16 protein-coding genes are annotated in these 18621 nt (G+C 37.9%); 8 read left to right on the forward strand and 8 right to left on the reverse strand.

Annotation, left to right across the window (positions count from 1 at the left end; genetic code table 11):
• Window positions 1-12 precede the first annotated feature (12 nt).
• Window positions 13-1719 carry a glycosyl hydrolase 53 family protein gene (locus C3L50_RS09620; protein ID WP_103805973.1) on the reverse strand — a complete coding sequence of 569 codons (1707 nt, stop codon included), beginning with the start codon at window positions 1717-1719 and terminating at the stop codon, window positions 13-15.
• A gap of 335 nt (window positions 1720-2054) precedes the next feature.
• On the opposite strand from C3L50_RS09620, the gene C3L50_RS09625 reads away from it, so the two are divergent.
• Window positions 2055-3320, forward strand: a complete 1266-nt coding sequence (locus tag C3L50_RS09625; protein WP_103805974.1) for an MFS transporter — start codon at window positions 2055-2057, stop codon at window positions 3318-3320.
• Window positions 3321-3386: 66 nt separating this feature from the next.
• Here the strand turns inward: C3L50_RS09625 and C3L50_RS09630 are convergent, their stop codons facing one another.
• The 5 genes from C3L50_RS09630 to C3L50_RS09650 form a co-directional block, all read right to left on the reverse strand.
• On the reverse strand, window positions 3387-4223 hold the full coding sequence (locus C3L50_RS09630) for an amidohydrolase family protein (RefSeq protein WP_103805975.1): 837 nt from the start codon (window positions 4221-4223) through the stop codon (window positions 3387-3389).
• Between the two features lie 5 nt (window positions 4224-4228).
• A complete protein-coding gene (locus C3L50_RS09635) occupies window positions 4229-5029 on the reverse strand; it encodes an SDR family oxidoreductase (protein WP_103805976.1) in 801 nt (266 codons plus the stop codon).
• Between the two features lie 17 nt (window positions 5030-5046).
• Window positions 5047-6060, reverse strand: a complete 1014-nt coding sequence (locus C3L50_RS09640; RefSeq protein ID WP_103805977.1) for a zinc-binding alcohol dehydrogenase family protein — start codon at window positions 6058-6060, stop codon at window positions 5047-5049.
• A gap of 20 nt (window positions 6061-6080) precedes the next feature.
• Window positions 6081-6935, reverse strand: a complete 855-nt coding sequence (locus C3L50_RS09645; RefSeq protein ID WP_103805978.1) for a fumarylacetoacetate hydrolase family protein — start codon at window positions 6933-6935, stop codon at window positions 6081-6083.
• 89 nt (window positions 6936-7024) lie between these two features.
• Complete coding sequence (locus C3L50_RS09650) at window positions 7025-7789, reverse strand: SDR family NAD(P)-dependent oxidoreductase (protein WP_103805979.1); 765 nt, start codon at window positions 7787-7789, stop codon at window positions 7025-7027.
• A gap of 242 nt (window positions 7790-8031) precedes the next feature.
• Between C3L50_RS09650 and C3L50_RS09655 the strand changes: the two genes are divergently transcribed.
• The 7 genes from C3L50_RS09655 (at window position 8032) to fucP (ending at window position 15635) form a co-directional block, all read left to right on the forward strand.
• A complete protein-coding gene (locus C3L50_RS09655) occupies window positions 8032-9180 on the forward strand; it encodes an ABC transporter substrate-binding protein (protein WP_103806198.1) in 1149 nt (382 codons plus the stop codon).
• Window positions 9177-10322 (forward strand): CaiB/BaiF CoA transferase family protein, encoded by a 1146-nt coding sequence (locus C3L50_RS09660; protein WP_103805980.1) that lies wholly within the window; start codon window positions 9177-9179, stop codon window positions 10320-10322. Before C3L50_RS09655 ends, C3L50_RS09660 begins: the two co-directional genes overlap by 4 nt.
• A gap of 1 nt (window position 10323) precedes the next feature.
• Window positions 10324-11463 (forward strand): CaiB/BaiF CoA transferase family protein, encoded by a 1140-nt coding sequence (locus C3L50_RS09665; protein WP_103805981.1) that lies wholly within the window; start codon window positions 10324-10326, stop codon window positions 11461-11463.
• Window positions 11463-12686, forward strand: a complete 1224-nt coding sequence (locus C3L50_RS09670) for an ABC transporter substrate-binding protein (protein ID WP_103805982.1) — start codon at window positions 11463-11465, stop codon at window positions 12684-12686. The genes C3L50_RS09665 and C3L50_RS09670 overlap by 1 nt, the downstream gene beginning before the upstream one ends.
• A 1-nt stretch (window position 12687) precedes the next feature.
• Window positions 12688-13755 (forward strand): Gfo/Idh/MocA family protein, encoded by a 1068-nt coding sequence (locus tag C3L50_RS09675; RefSeq protein ID WP_103805983.1) that lies wholly within the window; start codon window positions 12688-12690, stop codon window positions 13753-13755.
• A gap of 106 nt (window positions 13756-13861) precedes the next feature.
• Window positions 13862-14302, forward strand: a complete 441-nt coding sequence (locus C3L50_RS09680) for a MaoC/PaaZ C-terminal domain-containing protein (protein ID WP_073367223.1) — start codon at window positions 13862-13864, stop codon at window positions 14300-14302.
• 22 nt (window positions 14303-14324) lie between these two features.
• Entirely contained in the window at window positions 14325-15635 is a 1311-nt protein-coding gene (fucP, locus tag C3L50_RS09685; protein WP_103805984.1) for an L-fucose:H+ symporter permease, read from the forward strand.
• A 115-nt stretch (window positions 15636-15750) separates the two neighbouring features.
• Here fucP and C3L50_RS09690 read toward each other — a convergent pair whose 3' ends face one another.
• A complete protein-coding gene (locus C3L50_RS09690) occupies window positions 15751-17682 on the reverse strand; it encodes an OmpA family protein (protein ID WP_103805985.1) in 1932 nt (643 codons plus the stop codon).
• 11 nt (window positions 17683-17693) lie between these two features.
• Complete coding sequence (locus C3L50_RS09695) at window positions 17694-18620, reverse strand: PorP/SprF family type IX secretion system membrane protein (RefSeq protein WP_103805986.1); 927 nt, start codon at window positions 18618-18620, stop codon at window positions 17694-17696.
• Between the last annotated feature and the right edge of the window lies 1 nt (window position 18621).

Raw genomic sequence — 18621 nt, forward strand, 5'->3', positions numbered from 1 at the left:
GCTAGTAGCTATTTACTTTTTTTGAAATTTAATATGCTCATTAGTATTATTGCCAAAATTAACCGATAAAATATAAACACCCGAACTTAAATTCGACACATCAATGACGTTTTGATTCGAAATATTCTCCTTAACATAAATAGTTTCACCCAGAATATTGGCAATTTTGAATGATTTAATGATCTTTCCATTAGGAATTTTAATATTCAAAGTATCCGAAACAGGATTGGGATAGACCACTAATTCGGTATCATATTTTTTAGCCTCAACCCCTAATGAACCTGAAGCTGCAATGGTCAATTTAGGAGAAAGACTTGAACCCAATTTCAATCCCCAACCCGCTGTCCAAAGTTCTACCAAAACATCATAATACTCGCCATTGGCTAAACTGGTACTTGGTGTTGTGGCTAAAGGTATGCTAAGCGTAACTTGACTAGGCACATTAACGCCTGTTGATGGAATTAAAAATTGATTTCCTGTACTTTCGGCAATAGTTTGCATCCAAGCTCCACTCGAATTCCTTTTAAATAAACCAACATAAAAATAATCGGTTGCGGTGTTGGCTGTATAGGTCAAATTTGTAGTTACCGTTTTGCCTTGTTCCACAGGATTGGCAACAAATCCGTTTATGGTAACTTGTTCCGCTTCAGAAACGGCACCGTCTTTAAAAGCGTCTAAAGCAGGCGAAGGTCTTCCATTGGATTGCCAAGCATTCAATTGATAGCCGCTCCAAGTTTTTTCGCCTTCTGGTTCCCAATAAATCACGCCAAGGCCTTTTTCGTTTGGAACACTTTTAACCGCAGAAATTACTGCAATCAACATATCTTTAGTGTTTTGAACCAAGGTGTAATCGCCTCCAACTTCTACTACCATTACTTCTTTTCCGTATCGGCTTGCCATATCTTTCAGATTAGTTCCCAAGGCGGCAATGGTCGCTGAATAATCGCTTCCCAGCCAATAAGGATAATAAGACATCCCTATTACATCATATTTTACGCTATTGGCAGTAATATTATCAAAAAACCATCTGAATCTTGCATTGTCATTTCCTTTGTCAATATGAACGACTACTTTGATGGCTGGATTTATTGCTTTTGTTGCGTCATAACCTTTATTCAAAAGTTGTGAAAGTTGACTAAAACTTGTCGAATTACTTCCCTCAGGCCATAACATTCCGCCTGGAATTTCATTGCCTATTTGAACCCATTCTGGAGTTACACCTGCCGTTTTAAGGTCAGTCAAAACATCAAAAGTATGATTGTAAACATCGTCTAATAATTGTGCAAAAGTATGGGTTGCCCAAGCTGCGGGTTTGGTTTGTTTGGCAGGATCGGCCCAAGAATCGCTGTAATGAAAGTCGATCATCACTCGCATTCCCAAATTTTGAGCACGAACGGCCATCGCAACCGTTTCGGCTTTGCTGCAATGTCCATTGGTTTTATCGTTCGAAGGATTGACCCAAACTCGAAGACGAATGGTGTTCATTCCACGGTCTTTTAGCAATTGCAAACAATCTTTTGGAGTTCCATCGGTATCATAAAAAACATAGCCTGTGGCTTCCATTTGTGACAACCATCCCACATCGGCTCCTTTTGAAAAGACAAAAGCTGATGAAGCCGATTGTTTTTGTAGAGAAGTTTGCGCTTCAGTTTTCGAAGAAAAAATCAATGCCAATAAAATGGTTATTGACAATAACAATGCGTTTTTTAATCTTTTCATAAGGTATTCTATATTTATATATTATTTGTAGTCAAGACTATTTCAAATCATTGATTTTTCTTTTCTAAGAAACTATTTTAATTCCCAAATTTACAAACTATTTTTATTAAAATAGAGAATCTGTGCTTGTAAATAATTTAAAACTATTCCCAAAAATAGCATAATAATTAGCATATGAAAGGATTTACCAATCAGTTTTTAGTTTGTACCTATCAGTTTCTGATATTCTAAAAAAACAGTCAAATTCTTTTTAGTTTTGAATTCTAATCAATACAAAAGTATGCCCTTCAGTTGCATTTGAATTCGTATATTCGGCCTTTATTTGGAAAGACAATATGATTGCAAAATGGAATGAAAAAAAATCCTATCCTTGGATTGTTGTAGGCTTGTTATGGTTTGTGGCCTTATTGAATTATTTAGATCGTCAGATGCTTTCGACTATGAAACCAGCTATGATGGTTGATATTCCAGAATTAGCAAAAGCCGAAAATTTTGGTCTCTTGATGGCCATTTTTCTTTGGATTTATGCTTTTATGAGTCCCATTTCGGGAATCATTGCCGACAGACTCAACCGAAAAAGAATGATTATTGGCAGTCTTTTTGTTTGGTCAGGCGTTACAATGGCAATGGGTTATGCCACCACTTTCAATCAAATTTATATTTTAAGGGGTGTTATGGGTTTCAGCGAAGCCTTCTATATCCCAGCTGCTTTGTCCTTAATTGCCGATTATCATCAAGGAAAAACGCGCTCTTTTGCCATAGCCATTCACACCACTGGAATTTATTTAGGACAAGCTTTGGGCGGATTTGGCGCTACTATTTCTAAATATTTTTCTTGGCATTTCACCTTTCATTCTGTTGGTTTGCTTGGTGTTTTATACAGTCTAATTCTTATTTTCTTTATAGAAGAAAAGAAAACTTATTTTTTTGATTCTACTCAAAAAATAGCCATTAAAACCGAATTTAAGCAACTGTTCAAAGGGTTGGGAATCGTGTTTGGAAATATTTCATTTTGGGTTTTGCTCTTTTATTTTTCGGCTCCAAGTTTGCCTGGTTGGGCTGTAAAAAACTGGCTACCCACTTTGTTTTCAGAAACTTTACATTTAGACATGGCGCTTGCTGGGCCCATCGCTACTGTTACCATTTCGATGTCGTCATTTGTTGGAGTTTTGATTGGAGGAATAGTTTCTGATCAATGGGTAATGAAACACCTAAAAGGACGAATTTACACTAGCGCAATTGGTTTGTCACTAACAATCCCAGCGCTTTTTTTATTAGGCAATTGTAGCAGTATCGAAGCCATTATTGTTGGTGGAATATTCTTTGGACTTGGTTTTGGGATCTTTGATACCAACAGTATGCCTATTCTTTGCCAATTTGTTTCGCCACGTTATCGAGCAACGGGATATGGGATTATGAACTTTGTTGGCATTTCGGCAGGAGCGGTAATTACTGAATATTTAGGAAAAGCTGCTGATAATGGAGGAATGGGACAAATATTTGTTTTATTGCTATTTGTGGTTATTGCTGCCATTGTTTTGCAATTGGTTAGCTTAAATCCAAAAACAATAAATATGACGGAGGAAGTTACCAAATCTTAATAAAATAAAACTAAAAAAAAGGGACGCATAGTTTGTGTCCCTTTTTTTATTCTATCATTTCAAGTCTTAAATATCTAATTTGTAAAATGATTTTGCGTTGTTGGTCCAAATCTGTTGTTGATCTTGATTTGAAAGTTGCGAAATATAATCTTCTAGTGTATTTACAATTTTCGAATAATCGGCAGCCAAATTGCAAACTGGCCAATCCGATCCAAACATTAAATTATGGGTCGAAAAATTCTCAAAAATAACATCTAAATAAGGTTTCAAATCAGCGGTTTGCCATTTATTCCAATTGGCTTCGGTTACCATTCCTGAAATTTTACACATCACATTTTCTGCTTTTGCAATTTCAATTATATCCTTTTTCCAAGATTTTATGTTCCCCGATTTTATATCTGGTTTGGCAATATGATCAATTACAAAAGCTTGGTCAGGAAACGAATGAACCAAATCTATAGCAGCTGGCAACTGTCGATGAAAAATAAGAATGTCATAAGTAAAATTATACGCTTTCAATTCACGAATGCCATTGCGAAAATCATGTCGAAACATAAAATCATCCGCTTCGCCTTGCACCACATGTCTAAACCCTTTGATTATTTTATTTTCCGAAAAATGATTCAATCTTTCACTCACGTTTTTATCTCGTAAATCAATCCAGCCAACGACTCCTTTTATGAAATCATTTTTGGAAGCCAAATCAACTAAAAAATCAGTCTGTTCTTCCGATTGATCGGCTTGAACAGCTACACAGCCTTGAAATTTATTTTCGGTCAGCAAAGGCTGTAAATCTTCTGGCAAAAAATCTTTTTGAATTTTTAGCATAGAATCATCAATCCAACTATCTCTTACGGGGTCGAATTTCCAAAAATGTTGGTGAGAATCAATTCGGTTTTTCATACAATTTAAAGACTTACATCATTAATTAAAGCACGATCCAAATGAATATAACCTCCATCAACGCAAACAAATTGTCCTGTGGTATGCGAAGAACGATCCGAAACTATAAAAAGTGCTGTATCGGCAATTTCTTCTGCTTTGGTCATTCTAGCTTCAAACGGAATACTTTTATTTATTTTTTGCAAAACTGCTTCTCCATCGGGTAGCGTTTTCAACCATTCGTCATAAGCTGGAGTAAAACTTTCGGCAATAATTATTGCATTAGAACGAATTCCAAACTGAATTAAATCGACTGCCCATTCTCTGGTCAAACCAAGAACCCCTCCTTTTGCAGCAGCATAACCCGATGTGCCTCCTTGTCCTGTTAAAGCCACTTTAGAACCAATATTCAGAATATTCCCTTTGGATGCTTTTAGATAAGGAAGCGCAAATTTGGTCAATAAAAAATAGCTCACCACATTTAGCTTCAAAGAATTCATAAACTCTTCATAACTAGAATCCAATCCAGCACCATCATTGACACCGACGTTATTGATTACTGCGTCAATTCTGCCGTATTTTTCAACAATTTTATTGACCGCATTTTCCATTTGTTCCGGATTTGTAACATCGGTTTGAACAAAAATGGCATCAATTCCTCTTTTTTTAAGTTCTTCAGCATAACCAAAACCTCGTCTATTTCTATCAACAAGAGCTGGAATAGCGCCTTCATCGGCCAAACGTTTGACAATGGTTTCGCCAATACTTCCTTCTTTGCCTGCTGAACCCGAAACAACAACTATTTTTCCTTTTAAATGTAAATCCATAATGATTTTTTTAAGAATTAATTCAATTCTATAATTGCTTTGATAGTATTATTTTTTGGATCAATCCATTGATCAAAAACATCAATCATATCGGTAAAATTAGCCCTATGAGTGATGTATTTTTTAGGGTCAATTTTTCCTGATTTCAGACATTTCATCACAAATTCAAAATCCTCGATGGTTGCATTTCGGCTACTCATCAAGGTGGTTTCTCTTTTATGAAATTCAGGATGACTGAAACTCAATTCTCCTTTTTGAAGCCCTACCAAAACAAATCGCCCTCCGTGAGCAACATAATTAAAAGCACCATTCATCACATTTCTATTTCCTGTGGCGTCTATAACTACATTGACCATATCTCCATTTGTAATTTGCTTAAGCCTTTCGGTTACATCTTCATTCATTGGATTTATGACAGCGTCAGCTTGAAGTTCTTTTTTGCAAAAATCCAATCTGAAATCATTAATATCCAAAACAATAACTTTGGCACCCGCAATTTTAGCAAACTGGATCAATCCAATTCCAATTGGCCCTGCGCCCATTACCAAAACAGTATCTTTGGCTTCAACAGCAGCTCTTCTTACACCGTGAGCGGCAATGGCTAATGGTTCAACTAAGGCTAATTCATCATAATCCAAACCTTGACTGTGTAGTAAATATTGCTCTGGAACAGTTATATATTCGGCCATTCCACCATCAATATGAACGCCAAACACTTTAATATTGGCACAACAATTGGTCAATCCGTTTCTACAAGCCACACATTCTCCACAATTAAAATAAGGTATCAAAGTCACTTTATCACCTGGTTCAAAACCTTTGGCATTTCCTTTAATGTATTCGGCAGCCAATTCGTGACCTAAAACTCTAGGATATTCAAAGTAAGGTTGTGTTCCGCCATAAGCATGAATGTCAGTTCCACAAACGCCAATTCTTTTTATTTTCAATAAAACTTCACCTTCTTTGGGTTCTGGCCTGGGTTTTTCTTTCAACTTAAACTCATGAGGTTTTTCACATACAATATATTTCATTTTAATTTTTCCTTTTTAATTTACTTTTTATACCCTACTGCCAATTGTTTACTAGATCCTAAACCTTCCATTCCCAATTCGATTACATCACCTTCTTTAAGATAAACAGGTTCTGGTTTGATGCCTAATCCAACTCCAGGAGGTGTCCCTGTACTGATAATATCACCTGGCAATAAAGTCATATATTGGCTAAGATAATGCACCAAAAATGGAATTTTAAACACTAAATTAGAAGTATTGCTGTCTTGGTATTTTTTCCCATTTACAGTCAACCACATCGACAAATTATCGACATCTGCAATTTCGTCTTTAGTAGCTAAAAAGGGGCCTAGTGGTGCAAAAGTATCGCAACCTTTCCCTTTTGCCCATTGTCCTCCACGTTCTAATTGAAAAGCTCTTTCGCTATAATCATTATGCAAACAATAGCCAGCTACATAATCCATAGCATCGTCTTCTTCAACATAACTTGCTTTTTTTCCAACAACAAAAACCAATTCGATTTCCCAATCTGTTTTTTCACTGTTTTTAGGAATGATTAAATCATCATTTGGCCCACACAAAGCAGTCGTTGATTTGAAGAAGATGATAGGTTCTGCTGGGATTGGCGCTCCCGTTTCAACACAATGATCGACATAATTCAGACCAATACAGATTATTTTTGAAGGCCTTGCAACTGGCGAACCTAAACGTACATCAGCACTAACCTCAGGCAAAACTGGATTGCTTTCTAATGCTTTTTGCAATTTTTCTAAACCATTTTCTTCAAAAAAAGCTTCATCAAAATCCTTTACAATTGATGACACATCATATCTTTTTTCGTCGATTAAAACTCCAGGTTTTTCTTTTCCAATGGCTCCAAAACGTATTAATTTCATTTTTTTATTTTTTTAAATTAGTTTATTTTTTTAAGGAACTGAGTTGCTGAGATAAAAAACTTAGAACCTTAGCAACTTAGCTCCTTTTCTTAGTTATTCAATTTTATAAAACCTCCGTCAATCGGATAATCACAACCTGTAATAAAACCTGCTTCATCGCTACACAAAAACAAAGCTAAGGAGGCTATTTCATCGGGTTTACCCATTCGACCAATGGGCTGTGATTGCGATAATTTTTCGAACATTTCTGCTTCTTTTCCTGGATAATTTTTCGATATAAATCCATCAACAAAAGGCGTATGAACTCGGGCTGGAGAAATCGAATTGCAACGAATATTCTCTCCCATATAATCTTTAGCAACCGACAAAGTCATTGCCATTACAGCACCTTTGGCTGTTGAATAAGCAAATCGGTCTGGAAGTCCAACCCAAGCAGCGATTGAACACATATTCACAATGACACCACCATTCGACAATCTTAATTGAGGTATTGCAGCAAACAAACAATTATAAACTCCTTTGACGTTCACTTCCATCACACGGTCAAAATCCGTTTCGGATGTGGTATCCACTTTTCCAACATTGGCAATTCCTGCATTATTTACCAGAATGTCTATATTCCCTATTTTTTCAAATGTAGCCAATACTTCTTTTTGGTTGGTTACATTACAAGCATATGAAAATACTTTTCCTCCTGCTTTTTGGATGTCAGCTAAAGCCTCTTGAGCACTCTCGATACTCAAATCAAGAATATGAACTTCAGCTCCTTGCTTTGCAAACAAAGTAGCAATTGCTCTTCCAATTCCGCTACCTCCACCAGTTATTACTGCTTTTTTATTGTTTAATGAAAACATATTAATTACTATTTAATTCATTTATATATTACAAACCTTTCTTTTTTTTAATCTTTAAAACACCTGAATAGGTAATCGATTACTCAAATAAAATTGAAAAAGAACAAAGATAATAATAATGACTTTAAAAAAGTGTATTATTTACACGTAATCGATTGCGTAATCCAATCTTATTTTTAAATTTGTCATTACCATCTCTGCTTTATTGCGATATGGATACTCAAAATATAATTAGAAAAAAAATGAAAAAACTCAAAGGGATTACGTGGAATCACACCAGAGGTTTATTGCCAATGGTAGCCACTTCCCAACGTTTTACGGAGCTGAATCCCGGCATCGAGATCAGCTGGGAGAAAAGAAGTTTACAGGAATTTGCCGATGCTTCCATCGAAGATTTAGCCAAACGATTCGACCTCTTGGTTATCGACCATCCTTGGACGGGTTTTGGCGCACACACCAATGCCATCCTTCCTTTATCCGATTATCTTTCTCCCGAATACATCAAAGACCAAGAAATAAATACCGTTGGGCGTTCTTATGGAAGTTATGTTTTTAGCGACAAACTATGGGCATTGCCAATAGACGCAGCTACTCCCGTGGCATCGGCTCGATTGGATATTTTGAAAGAACAAGGATTAAAAGTCCCTGAAACCTATGATGATTTATTGGCTTTGGCCAATAAAGGATTGGTCGCTTTCGCGGGAATCCCGGTAGATGTATTGATGAGTTTTTATATGTATTGCTGTAGTTTGGGCGAAGCACCGTTTCAATCTCAAGAAAAAGTAATTTCGGTCGAAACAGGAACAAAAGCCTTGCAACAATTTAGGGAATTGGCGCAATTAATCGACCCAGCCAATTTCAACAGAAACCCTATTCAGGTTTACGAAGCGATGGTCAACACCGATGAAATCGCCTACTGCCCTTTTGCTTATGGTTATTCCAATTATTCCCGAACAGGCTACAGCAAAAACTTGCTCCATTTTTACGACTTGGTAAAATTGAACGCCCAACCAATGATTAGCTCTTTGGGCGGAACCGGATTGGCGGTTTCTTCTTTTAGCCAACACATTCCCGAAGCTATCAAATATGCCGAATTCACGGGTTCGCCCCAAGTGCAACAAAATATTTTCGCCGACAACGGCGGACAACCGGGACATTTACAAGCTTGGAAAAGCGACCGAATCAATGGTGTAACACACGATTATTTCAAAAATACCTTGCCGGCTTTGGAAAGAGCTTTCTTGCGTCCGAGATATTCCGGGCATATGTACTTCCAAGACCACGCCGGTGATGTCGTTCGCGATTATTTGATGAAAGGCGGTAACGAAGAATCGGTTTTGTCAGCAATGAATGAGCTTTACGTGAAGTCTTTAAACTTGCAAGCGAAATGAAACCATTAGAAGGACTTATCGTTTTAGAATTTTGTCAATTTTTGGCAGGACCTTCTGCGGGATTAAAATTGGCCGATTTAGGTGCCAGAGTCATCAAAATTGAACGCCCCATAAAAGGCGAAGCTTGCCGACAACTCAGCATCAAAGACCTTTTTGTGGACGAAAGCAGTTTGCTGTTTCACACCATCAACAGAAACAAAGAATCTTTTGCCGCCGATTTAAAAAATCCTGAAGATTTAATTTTGGTAAAAAAACTGATTGCCAAAGCAGATATTATGACCCATAATTTCCGTCCAGGCGTGATGGACAAAATTGGGTTGACTTTTGAAGATGCCTTGACCATCAACCCAAAAATCATTTACGGAACCATTACGGGTTATGGCGAAAAAGGCCCGTGGGCAAAAAAACCGGGACAAGATTTACTGTTGCAATCACTATCAGGATTAAGTTGGTTGAGCGGACGAAAAAGCCAAGAACCCGTTCCTTTCGGCTTGGCCGTGGCCGACTTGATGTGTGGCAATCATTTCGTACAAGGAATTTTGACCGCATTGTTGAAAAGAGCCAAAACTGGAAAAGGTGTTCAAGTAGAAGTAAGTTTACTTGAATCGGTTTTGGATATTCAATTCGAATCGATTACCTCCTTTTTGAATGACGGCGGACAATTGCCCGAAAGAGGCGATGTCAAAGGAAGTGCGCACGCTTTTTTGAGTGCTCCGTATGGCGTTTACCAAACCCAGGACGGCTACATTTCCTTGGCAATGGGCGACTTGCTTTTCATTGGAAACCTATTGGGAATTAATTTAGAAAAATACGCAGACAAGCACCAATGGTTCGCTTCGAGGGACGAAATAAGAGAATTATTGACTGCCAAATTAATCACACACAAATCTGATTATTGGTTAAGCATATTACAAAGCAAAGGCGTTTGGTGTGGAAAAGTATTAAATTACAATGATTTAGACAGTCAAGCTTTCGTGAAGGATTTGCAATTGAAACAAACCGTGAAAAATTCGGCGGGAGAAACATTGGTGACCACCAGAAGCCCGATTCAATTGGACGGAGCAATTTTAGCCAGTTCGAAAGCCGCTCCAAAAGTGGGCGAAGATAATTTACAGATACACGAACAATTTTTAAATAACTAAAATGAAACCATTGGAAGATTATTTAATAGTAGATTTTAGCCAGTTCCTTTCCGGGCCATCGGCCAGTTTGCGATTGGCGGATTTGGGTGCTCGTGTCATCAAAATTGAGAAACCCGGCACTGGAGACATTTGCCGAACTTTATATACTTCGGATTTGATAATGAATGGCGAATCGTCCATTTTTCATACCATCAACCGAAACAAGGAATCCTTTGCCATCGATTTCAAACAGCCCGATGGACTCGAAAAATTAAAAAACCTATTGGCAAAAGCAGACGTGGTGATGCACAACTTCAGACCCGGAGTGATGGAACGCGTGGGTTTGAGTTATGATGAAGTCAAAAAAATCAATCCAAATGTGGTTTATGCCGAAATTTCGGGTTACGGAAACCATCCTGATTTAAAAGATTTGCCGGGACAAGATTTATTGTTGCAATCGCTGACTGCCTTGACTTGGTTGAGCGGCAATCAAGATGACGGTCCAGTTCCTATGGGTTTGTCAATTGTGGATATGTTGGCTGGAGCGCATTTGGCACAAGGAATTTTGGCGGCTTTGTACAGAAAAGCAACGCACAACATCGGAGCATTGGTGCAAGTAAGTATGTTGGAATCAGCTTTTGATTTTCAGTTCGAAACCATTACGACTTATTTTAACGACGGTGGCGAATTGCCCGTTCGAACCAAAAGCAACAATGCCCACGCCTATTTGGGTGCGCCTTATGGAATTTACAAAACCCAAAATGGATTTTTGGCTTTGGCAATGGGGTCGATTCCCATTTTGGCTGAACTTTTAAAATGCGATGCACTGTTGCAATTTCCCGAGAATAAATTTGGATTAAGAGACGAAATCAAGAATATATTGGCCACGCATTTGCTTACACAGAATACCGAATTTTGGTTGAACATTTTGGAACCCGCCGACATTTGGTGTGCCAAAGTATTGAACTACCAAGAGCTTTTTGCCGAAGAGGGTTTCAAAGTTTTGGAGTTCACTCAGGAAGTTCAAATGCTGGACGGCTATTCCTATCAAACGACCCGATGTCCGATTAAAATTGACGGCGAATATTTTACTTCAACTAAAGGCTCTCCAAAATTAGGGCAAGACAACGAACGAATTATTAATGAATTTATTGATTGCTAATGGACAAAATAAGAATCGCCATCCGAAAATTCGACCCTTTTGAAAGCACCTTGCAAAAGCTGTGGGACTTGTTTTGCCTAGAAAAGAATATCGACGTGAAAGCCGAAATGATTCCTTTGGAATTGAACGACTTGTACGAAGAAACCATTGCTAAAAATGGATTGAAAAATGGCGATTGGGATATTGCCCACCTCAACACGGACTGGATTTTTGACGCTGCGAATGAACAAGCGGTTCTCGATTTAAACCCATTAATTGCCGAAAATGCACCACAAAATTATCCCGAAGGTTGGCATCAATCGTTGTTGCATTTACAACAAATCAATGGCGGAACCTATGGTTTGCCTTTTCACGACGGGCCGGAATGTTTGATTTACAGAAAAGATTTATTTGAAAACCCAATCGAAAAACAAAATTTCAAGAAGCAGTTTGGCTATGAATTGCATCCCCCAAAAACCTGGACGGAATTCACCCAAATAGCCGAGTTTTTCAATCGTCCAGCAGAAAATTTGTACGGCTGTGTTTTTGCCAATTATCCTGATGGACACAATATGGTTTTCATCTTTTGTTTGTTGTTTTGGACCAAGGGAGGCTCTTTGTTGAATTCCCGAAATCAAATCGACATCAACCGCCCGGAAGCTGTTGCGGCATTGGATTATTACAGAAAAATTTCCAACAACAAGAAGGCCGTTCATCCCCAATCGATAGATTTTGGTTCGGTTGAGGCAGGAATGGCTTTCGCCAAAGGAGAAGTGGCGATGTCCATCAATTGGTTTGGTTTTGCCTCGATGTGTGAAGTCATCGAAGAATCGAAAGTGAAAGGCAAAGTCGACATTGCGGAATTGCCGCACGACGAAAAGCACGAAACAGCTTCTTTGAACGTGTATTGGCTTTATACCATTGGAACTGGAAGCAAGCATCAAAAACTGGCTTACGACTTTATTCAATTTGCCACCACGCCCGAAAGCGACAAATTATTGACAACCGAAGGCGGAATTGGCTGTCGAAAATCCACTTGGAACGATGCGGAAATCAACAAAACGATTCCGTATTACCACAAGTTGGAACTCTTGCACGAAACGGCCTTGACCTTGCCGCAAACACCGATTTGGCCAAAAGTCGCCGAATTGATAGACAAAATGATCTTGAAAGCATTGGAAACCGACATTCCATCCGAAAAACTAGTTTCAGCAACACAAATCACCATTCAAAACATTGTTTAAAATGAACATTCCCTATAAACCTTTATTGCCCGAAACCCAGCAACCCATCATCATCATTGGTGCCAGCGGAATCGTGAAAGATGCGCATTTGCCTGCTTATGAAATGGCTGGTTTTACCGTTTTTGGCATTACCAACAGAACGCTTTCGAAAGCACAGGATATGGCAAAACAATTTGGTATTCCAAATGTTTTTGAAAACGTGGCCGAGGCCGTAAAAAATGCACCATCGAATGCCGTTTACGACATTACGGTTTTACCCGATCAATACATCGAAATCTTGGAGCAATTGCCTGACGGAGCCGCGGTTCTCATCCAAAAACCGATGGGCAACGATTTGGCGCAAGCCCGAGAAATCGTGGCGGTTTGCGAAAGAAAAAAACTAGTCGCAGCCATCAATTTCCAGTTGCGTTTTACCTCTTTTGTCAGTGCTGCACGACACATCATCAATCAAGGAATTATTGGCGATTTGTATGATTTGGAAGTTAAAGTTACCGTGAACACACCTTGGGAATTGTTCCCGCTCATCAAGGAACATCCGAGATTGGAAATCCTTTTTCACAGCGTGCATTACATTGATTGCATTCGTTCGTTTTTGGGAAATCCAAAAGGCGTTTATGCCAAAACTAGCCATCATCCTTTGAAAAAATTATCCTCTTGTCGTTCTTCGATTATTTTGAATTATGACGAAGCGATGCGTGTGGTCATCAACACGAATCACGATCATCATTTTGGACCAAAACACGAAGAAAGCTACATCAAATGGGAAGGAACCAAGGGAGCGATTAAAGCCAAAATGGGCTTGTTGATGAATTATCCCGATGGAATGCCAGACGAATTTGAAATTGCATTGCCGAATGATGACGGTGCATTCGAATGGAAGAAAATCGAATTGGAAGGTTCTTGGTTCCCGGAAGCCTTTATTGGTACAATGTCCAATTTGATGCGCTTCAAGGAAGGTTCCGACGACAAATTATTGGCCAGCGTGCAAGACGTTCTCGACACAATGAAAGTGGTTGAAGCTTGTTACATCAGCAATAAAAATGGAGGCGTTTCAATAGATGAATTATAAAATAATTTAAACCATATAAGGCATATAAGTTCATATAAGCCACAACAAAAGCAAAAACTTAAATGACCTTATATGCCTTATATGGTGAACAAAACAAAATAAAAATATGTATTTCAAATCCACCTTTTTCGAAGATTACCAACTCAATGAAAAGCGAGTAACTTTAGGAAGAACCATAACCGAAACTGATTTTGTGGTGCACGCCGGACACACGGGCGATTTTTTTCCGCATCATATGGATGAAGAATGGTGCAAGACACAGCCTTTCGGCCAACGAATTGCCCACGGAACGATGGTTTTCAGCATTGGCATTGGCTTGACCGCATCGGAAATCAATCCGGAAGCTTTTTCGAAAGGCTACGACCGAATGCGCTTTGTGAAACCGGTTCATATTGGTGACACCATCCATTCCGAAATTACAATTTCTGAAAAAGGAGAAGCCAAAAGACCCGAAATGGGCACCGTGACAGAACATGTCGAAATCATCAACCAAAGAGGTGAAGTGGTTATGGTGTGCGACCATCTATTATTAGTAAAAAAGAAATAACCTTAAAACCAAAATTATAATTATGCAAGTAACGAACCAAATGGGCGATCAACACGAAGTGCCAACAGAAGAAGGGGTAGGAAACGGAAAAAAATATCTTTTGCCTTTTATTTTAATAACCAGTTTGTTTTTCCTCTGGGGAATGGCTCACGGTCTCGATGGTATTTTAATTCCGCATTTAAAAAAAGCCTGCCAACTCAACAACAGACAATCGACATTGATTGATACGTCTATCTTTTTTGCCTATTTTATAATGGCAATTCCGGCTGGAATGATTATTAAAAAAATAGGCTATAAAAACAGTATTATTACAGGTTTATTAGTTTTTGCTTCAGGAGCATTTCTTTTTGTCCCTGCTGCAAATAGCACAAACTTCGAGCTTTTCTTATTTGCTTTATTTGTAATTGGTTGCGGATTAACTATTCTTGAAACCAGTGCCAATCCGTATGCAGCTATTTTAGGCCCGGCAAAATCTTCCTCTAATAGGTTGAATTTGGCCGCATCGTTTAACGGTTTGGCGGTAACTATTGCACCTTATTTGGGAGGTGTATTTATACTATCTGGAATTAACTACACCCCAGAACAAATGGCTGCTATGCCCGACGCTACCAAGGCAGCTTATTTTCTTGAAGAAGCATCGGCAGTAAAATTACCTTATATCATTTTAGGAAGTATTTTGGTTTTGGTAGCCATTGTATTTTATTTTATGCACTTGCCTTCAATGGTTTCAAAAGAAACCGAAAATGAAGTTAAACCAGGTTTTTTCTCTGTTTTAAAATTTTCGCATTTGAGTTGGGCGGTTGTCGCACAGTTTTTTTATGTAGGCGCCCAAGTTTGTGTGACTAGTTTTTTCATTCGAATTGCTCAAAAAGAAGCTGGTTTAGATGAAAAAACGGCTGCATTTTATTTAACGGCTTATGGCTTCTTATTTATGGCCGGTCGTTTTAGTGGTACTCTCTTTTTAAAATTCATTAAAGATTATATTTTGCTTTCTGTTTATTGTGTTATTAGCGTATTATTATGTTTAGTAGCCATTTACGGAAGTGGCATTTACATTATTTATGCTCTTGGTGGTATTGGATTCTTTATGTCTATAATGTTTCCAACAATATTCTCTTTGGGATTAGTAGGCTTAAAATCGAATACCGAAACGGGTTCTTCTTGGTTGGTGATGTCCATCGTAGGCGGAGCCATTTTACCTTATGGAATGGGAACTTTAATCGATATGAAACACGATGATATTCAAGCGGGATATATTATTCCATTGGTTTGTTTCTTGGTCATTCTATTTTTTGGATTAGTGGGACATAAAGTAAAAACGGTGGAAAGTTAAACGAAATAAATTTATTTAATAACTTAAAAACCCAAGATAGTTTCATTTCTATCTTGGGTTTTTCTATTTATAATGCCTCTAAAACCGATTTGTTTTTATAGGCTTAAATAACGTTTTATTCCATCGAAACAACAATAAACTCACTTCGTCTGTTGGCTTGATGTTCTTCTTCGGAACATTTCACACCATCGGCACATTGGTTTACTAATTGGGATTCACCATACCCTTTTCCTGTTAGTATGCTAGCATCAACGCCATTTTTCACTAACCATTCCATAGTGGCTTTCGCTCTTTTTTCAGACAAGACTTCATTGTATTTAGCAGTTTGACGACTATCAGTATACGAACGAACATCAATTTTCATAGTTGGGTTTTGTTTCATTACATCCAATATTTTCTCCAATTCGAATGCTGCTTCTTTGGTAATTTCGGATTTGTTCAATGCAAAATAAATCACTTTGATTCCAAAACATTTAGCCAAATCACCTCCAACAACTACTTTACATCCTGCTTTCTCCAAAGCCACCGGAAAACTGGTCGTACCATCAGTTGTACTAACAATTACTTTGTTTTCTTTGGTCACATAATCTTCTGCTTGAACTCTTACATAATAGGATTTTCCGCAAACTGCTTCAAATGAATAATGTCCATTCGCATATGATATGGATTCTTTCTGCAATTCAAATTTCTCATTGAACAAACTCACTTTGGCATTAGGCAAAACAATTTTGCTTTCCATATCGGTAATAAGCCCCTCTATTTGTTGTTTGCAGATGATTTCCGATAATTTATAAATATCATCAAATCCCTTACCTCCTGCTCGATTGGAACTAAAAAAACCTTTTCCTTCTTGATCTATAATCATTGCAAAATCATCTTGAGAGCTATTGATGGGCGCTCCAACATTTTGTGCTTTTGAAATAGTTCCGTCTTGTTCAATAGGAGCAACAAAAATATCAAATCCTCCAAGTCCAGGTCGGCCGTCGGTGGCAAAATATAATTTGTTATCAGGTGATACAAAAGGAAAAGATTCTCTACCTTCGGTATTCACTGCGCTTCCTAGATTGACTGGTTTTCCAAAACTATCGCCTTGAATAGCTACTTTGTATAAATCCGATTGACCTAATGTTCCCGACATATCTGAGGCAAAATACAAAGTTTTTCCATCAGGACTCAAGGCTGGATGAGCTATACTGTAGTTGTTATTATTGAATGGCAATTCTATTACGTTGCCCCAAGAATCACCTGTTAACGTGGCTTTATATAATTTGAGTCGGGTGATTTTTTCATCATCTTTTCCTTTTTTACCATCCAAAAAGTTGTTTCTTGTGAAATATACGGTTTTACCGTCTTTGGAAAATACTGGAGTCGATTCGTGAAACTTGGAATTGATCTCTTTACCTCCAAACTGTTTTGGAGCATCTAATTTGCCATTTGGAAGAATTTCCGAGGCATAGATATCAGTAAAAGATTGATTGGTTTGTTCAAAGACCTTACTGGAATTATTTTCTGCCACTCGAGAGGAGGCAAAAATTAATTTATTTCCTAAAAGGGTACTTCCATAATCGGAATATTCGGAATTAATTCCAGCATCGGAAACGGTAAAATGTCCTGAATTGGCTTTTATTTCTTCTAGGTAATTTTTATTATCAGCATATAGCTTAGCTCTTTTGTCGTTGCCTGATTTTTTATTGAATTGATCCATCATTTCATTGGCTTTATCGTAGTTCCCAATAGATTTCAAACATTGTGCGTATCTGTAGCAATATTCTGGATCTTGTTCTTTGTTCATTGCAAAAAGTTCGCCATACCATTGGGCAGCCTTAGGCAATTCGGCATTAAAATAATAGGCGTTGCCTAATTTTTGAAACATTTTTTCGTCTTTGTAGCCTTTAGCGGCAATACGCTCATAGGTTGCTATGGCGTCAACGTAAGCATTATTATCGTATTTTTTATTGGCTGCTGCTACTTGCGATTTTTGAGAATATCCTTGTTGCAAAAATCCAACTATCAAAAGTGTACTGTAAAGGAGTGTTTTTATTTTCATAATGAGAACTATTAGAAGAATCTTGGGGATAATATTCTGTTTTTCTTAGTGAATAATTCATAGCGCAAGAAAAATTCGTGAGAGCCTGAATTGTAGTTGTTCAGTTTGGTAGAATCCATATCATAAGAATATCCGATAAACCAAGAATCGCTGGCTTGAAACCCAACCAAAGCACTAAAGGCTGCATCCCACCTGTAGGCTAAACCGAGGGTGAATTTTTGGTTAATCAAAAAGTTGCCTGATAAATCAACTTGTAGTGGTGCTCCTTGTACTAATTTGGTCAAAACCGAAGGCTTGAACTGAAGACTTGGTGACAAATCAAACACATAACCTGCAATTGCATAGTAATGGATTCTTTCGGTAGCCATAAAAGTAGTAGCGGTGTTGTTGGCACTTTTGTCATAATGATTGCTCTCTAAAATATAAGGAGCTGAGAAACCTAAATAGGCTTTGTCTGAATATAAATAAAGACCAACTCCCAGATTAGGTGAAAATTTGTTGTCGATGTTATTTTGATATCTAGGGTCGCCTGGGTTGTAGATGTTTAATTTCGTAAAATCAACATTCAACAAATTAGCACTTCCTTTTACTCCAAAAGACAACTTATAGTTTTCGGAAACATTAATAATATATGAGAAATCAACTGCTAAGTTATTCTCCTCTGATGGCCCTATTTTATCGCTTACAACCGAAACACCCAAACCAAGATTCTTTGCAATTGGTGAAGTAACCGAAAAATTAGCTGTTTGTGGTGCTCCATCGAGGCCTACCCACTGTGTACGGTATAAAGCAAAAACATTCAACGTTTCTCTCGTGCCTGCATAAGCGGGATTTACAACAGTTGTATTGTACATGTATTGTGTGTACTGAGCGTCTTGCTGGGCATATCCAAGACTTGATAGTAACACCAAAAGTAATCCTATAAATTTTGTTTTCATA

The organism is Flavobacterium alvei, from assembly GCF_002920895.1.
GTDB classification, from domain to species: Bacteria; Bacteroidota; Bacteroidia; order Flavobacteriales; family Flavobacteriaceae; genus Flavobacterium; species Flavobacterium alvei.

What these genes read in the sequence shown, in the direction of transcription:
- C3L50_RS09620 (WP_103805973.1), bottom strand. Translation starts at nt 1,719, where the DNA reads ATGAAAAGATTAAAAAACGCATTGTTATTGTCAATAACCATTTTATTG.
- C3L50_RS09625 (WP_103805974.1), top strand. Translation starts at nt 2,055, where the DNA reads ATGATTGCAAAATGGAATGAAAAAAAATCCTATCCTTGGATTGTTGTA.
- C3L50_RS09630 (WP_103805975.1), bottom strand. Translation starts at nt 4,223, where the DNA reads ATGAAAAACCGAATTGATTCTCACCAACATTTTTGGAAATTCGACCCC.
- C3L50_RS09635 (WP_103805976.1), bottom strand. Translation starts at nt 5,029, where the DNA reads ATGGATTTACATTTAAAAGGAAAAATAGTTGTTGTTTCGGGTTCAGCA.
- C3L50_RS09640 (WP_103805977.1), bottom strand. Translation starts at nt 6,060, where the DNA reads ATGAAATATATTGTATGTGAAAAACCTCATGAGTTTAAGTTGAAAGAA.
- C3L50_RS09645 (WP_103805978.1), bottom strand. Translation starts at nt 6,935, where the DNA reads ATGAAATTAATACGTTTTGGAGCCATTGGAAAAGAAAAACCTGGAGTT.
- C3L50_RS09650 (WP_103805979.1), bottom strand. Translation starts at nt 7,789, where the DNA reads ATGTTTTCATTAAACAATAAAAAAGCAGTAATAACTGGTGGAGGTAGC.
- C3L50_RS09655 (WP_103806198.1), top strand. Translation starts at nt 8,032, where the DNA reads ATGAAAAAACTCAAAGGGATTACGTGGAATCACACCAGAGGTTTATTG.
- C3L50_RS09660 (WP_103805980.1), top strand. Translation starts at nt 9,177, where the DNA reads ATGAAACCATTAGAAGGACTTATCGTTTTAGAATTTTGTCAATTTTTG.
- C3L50_RS09665 (WP_103805981.1), top strand. Translation starts at nt 10,324, where the DNA reads ATGAAACCATTGGAAGATTATTTAATAGTAGATTTTAGCCAGTTCCTT.
- C3L50_RS09670 (WP_103805982.1), top strand. Translation starts at nt 11,463, where the DNA reads ATGGACAAAATAAGAATCGCCATCCGAAAATTCGACCCTTTTGAAAGC.
- C3L50_RS09675 (WP_103805983.1), top strand. Translation starts at nt 12,688, where the DNA reads ATGAACATTCCCTATAAACCTTTATTGCCCGAAACCCAGCAACCCATC.
- C3L50_RS09680 (WP_073367223.1), top strand. Translation starts at nt 13,862, where the DNA reads ATGTATTTCAAATCCACCTTTTTCGAAGATTACCAACTCAATGAAAAG.
- fucP (WP_103805984.1), top strand. Translation starts at nt 14,325, where the DNA reads ATGCAAGTAACGAACCAAATGGGCGATCAACACGAAGTGCCAACAGAA.
- C3L50_RS09690 (WP_103805985.1), bottom strand. Translation starts at nt 17,682, where the DNA reads ATGAAAATAAAAACACTCCTTTACAGTACACTTTTGATAGTTGGATTT.
- C3L50_RS09695 (WP_103805986.1), bottom strand. Translation starts at nt 18,620, where the DNA reads ATGAAAACAAAATTTATAGGATTACTTTTGGTGTTACTATCAAGTCTT.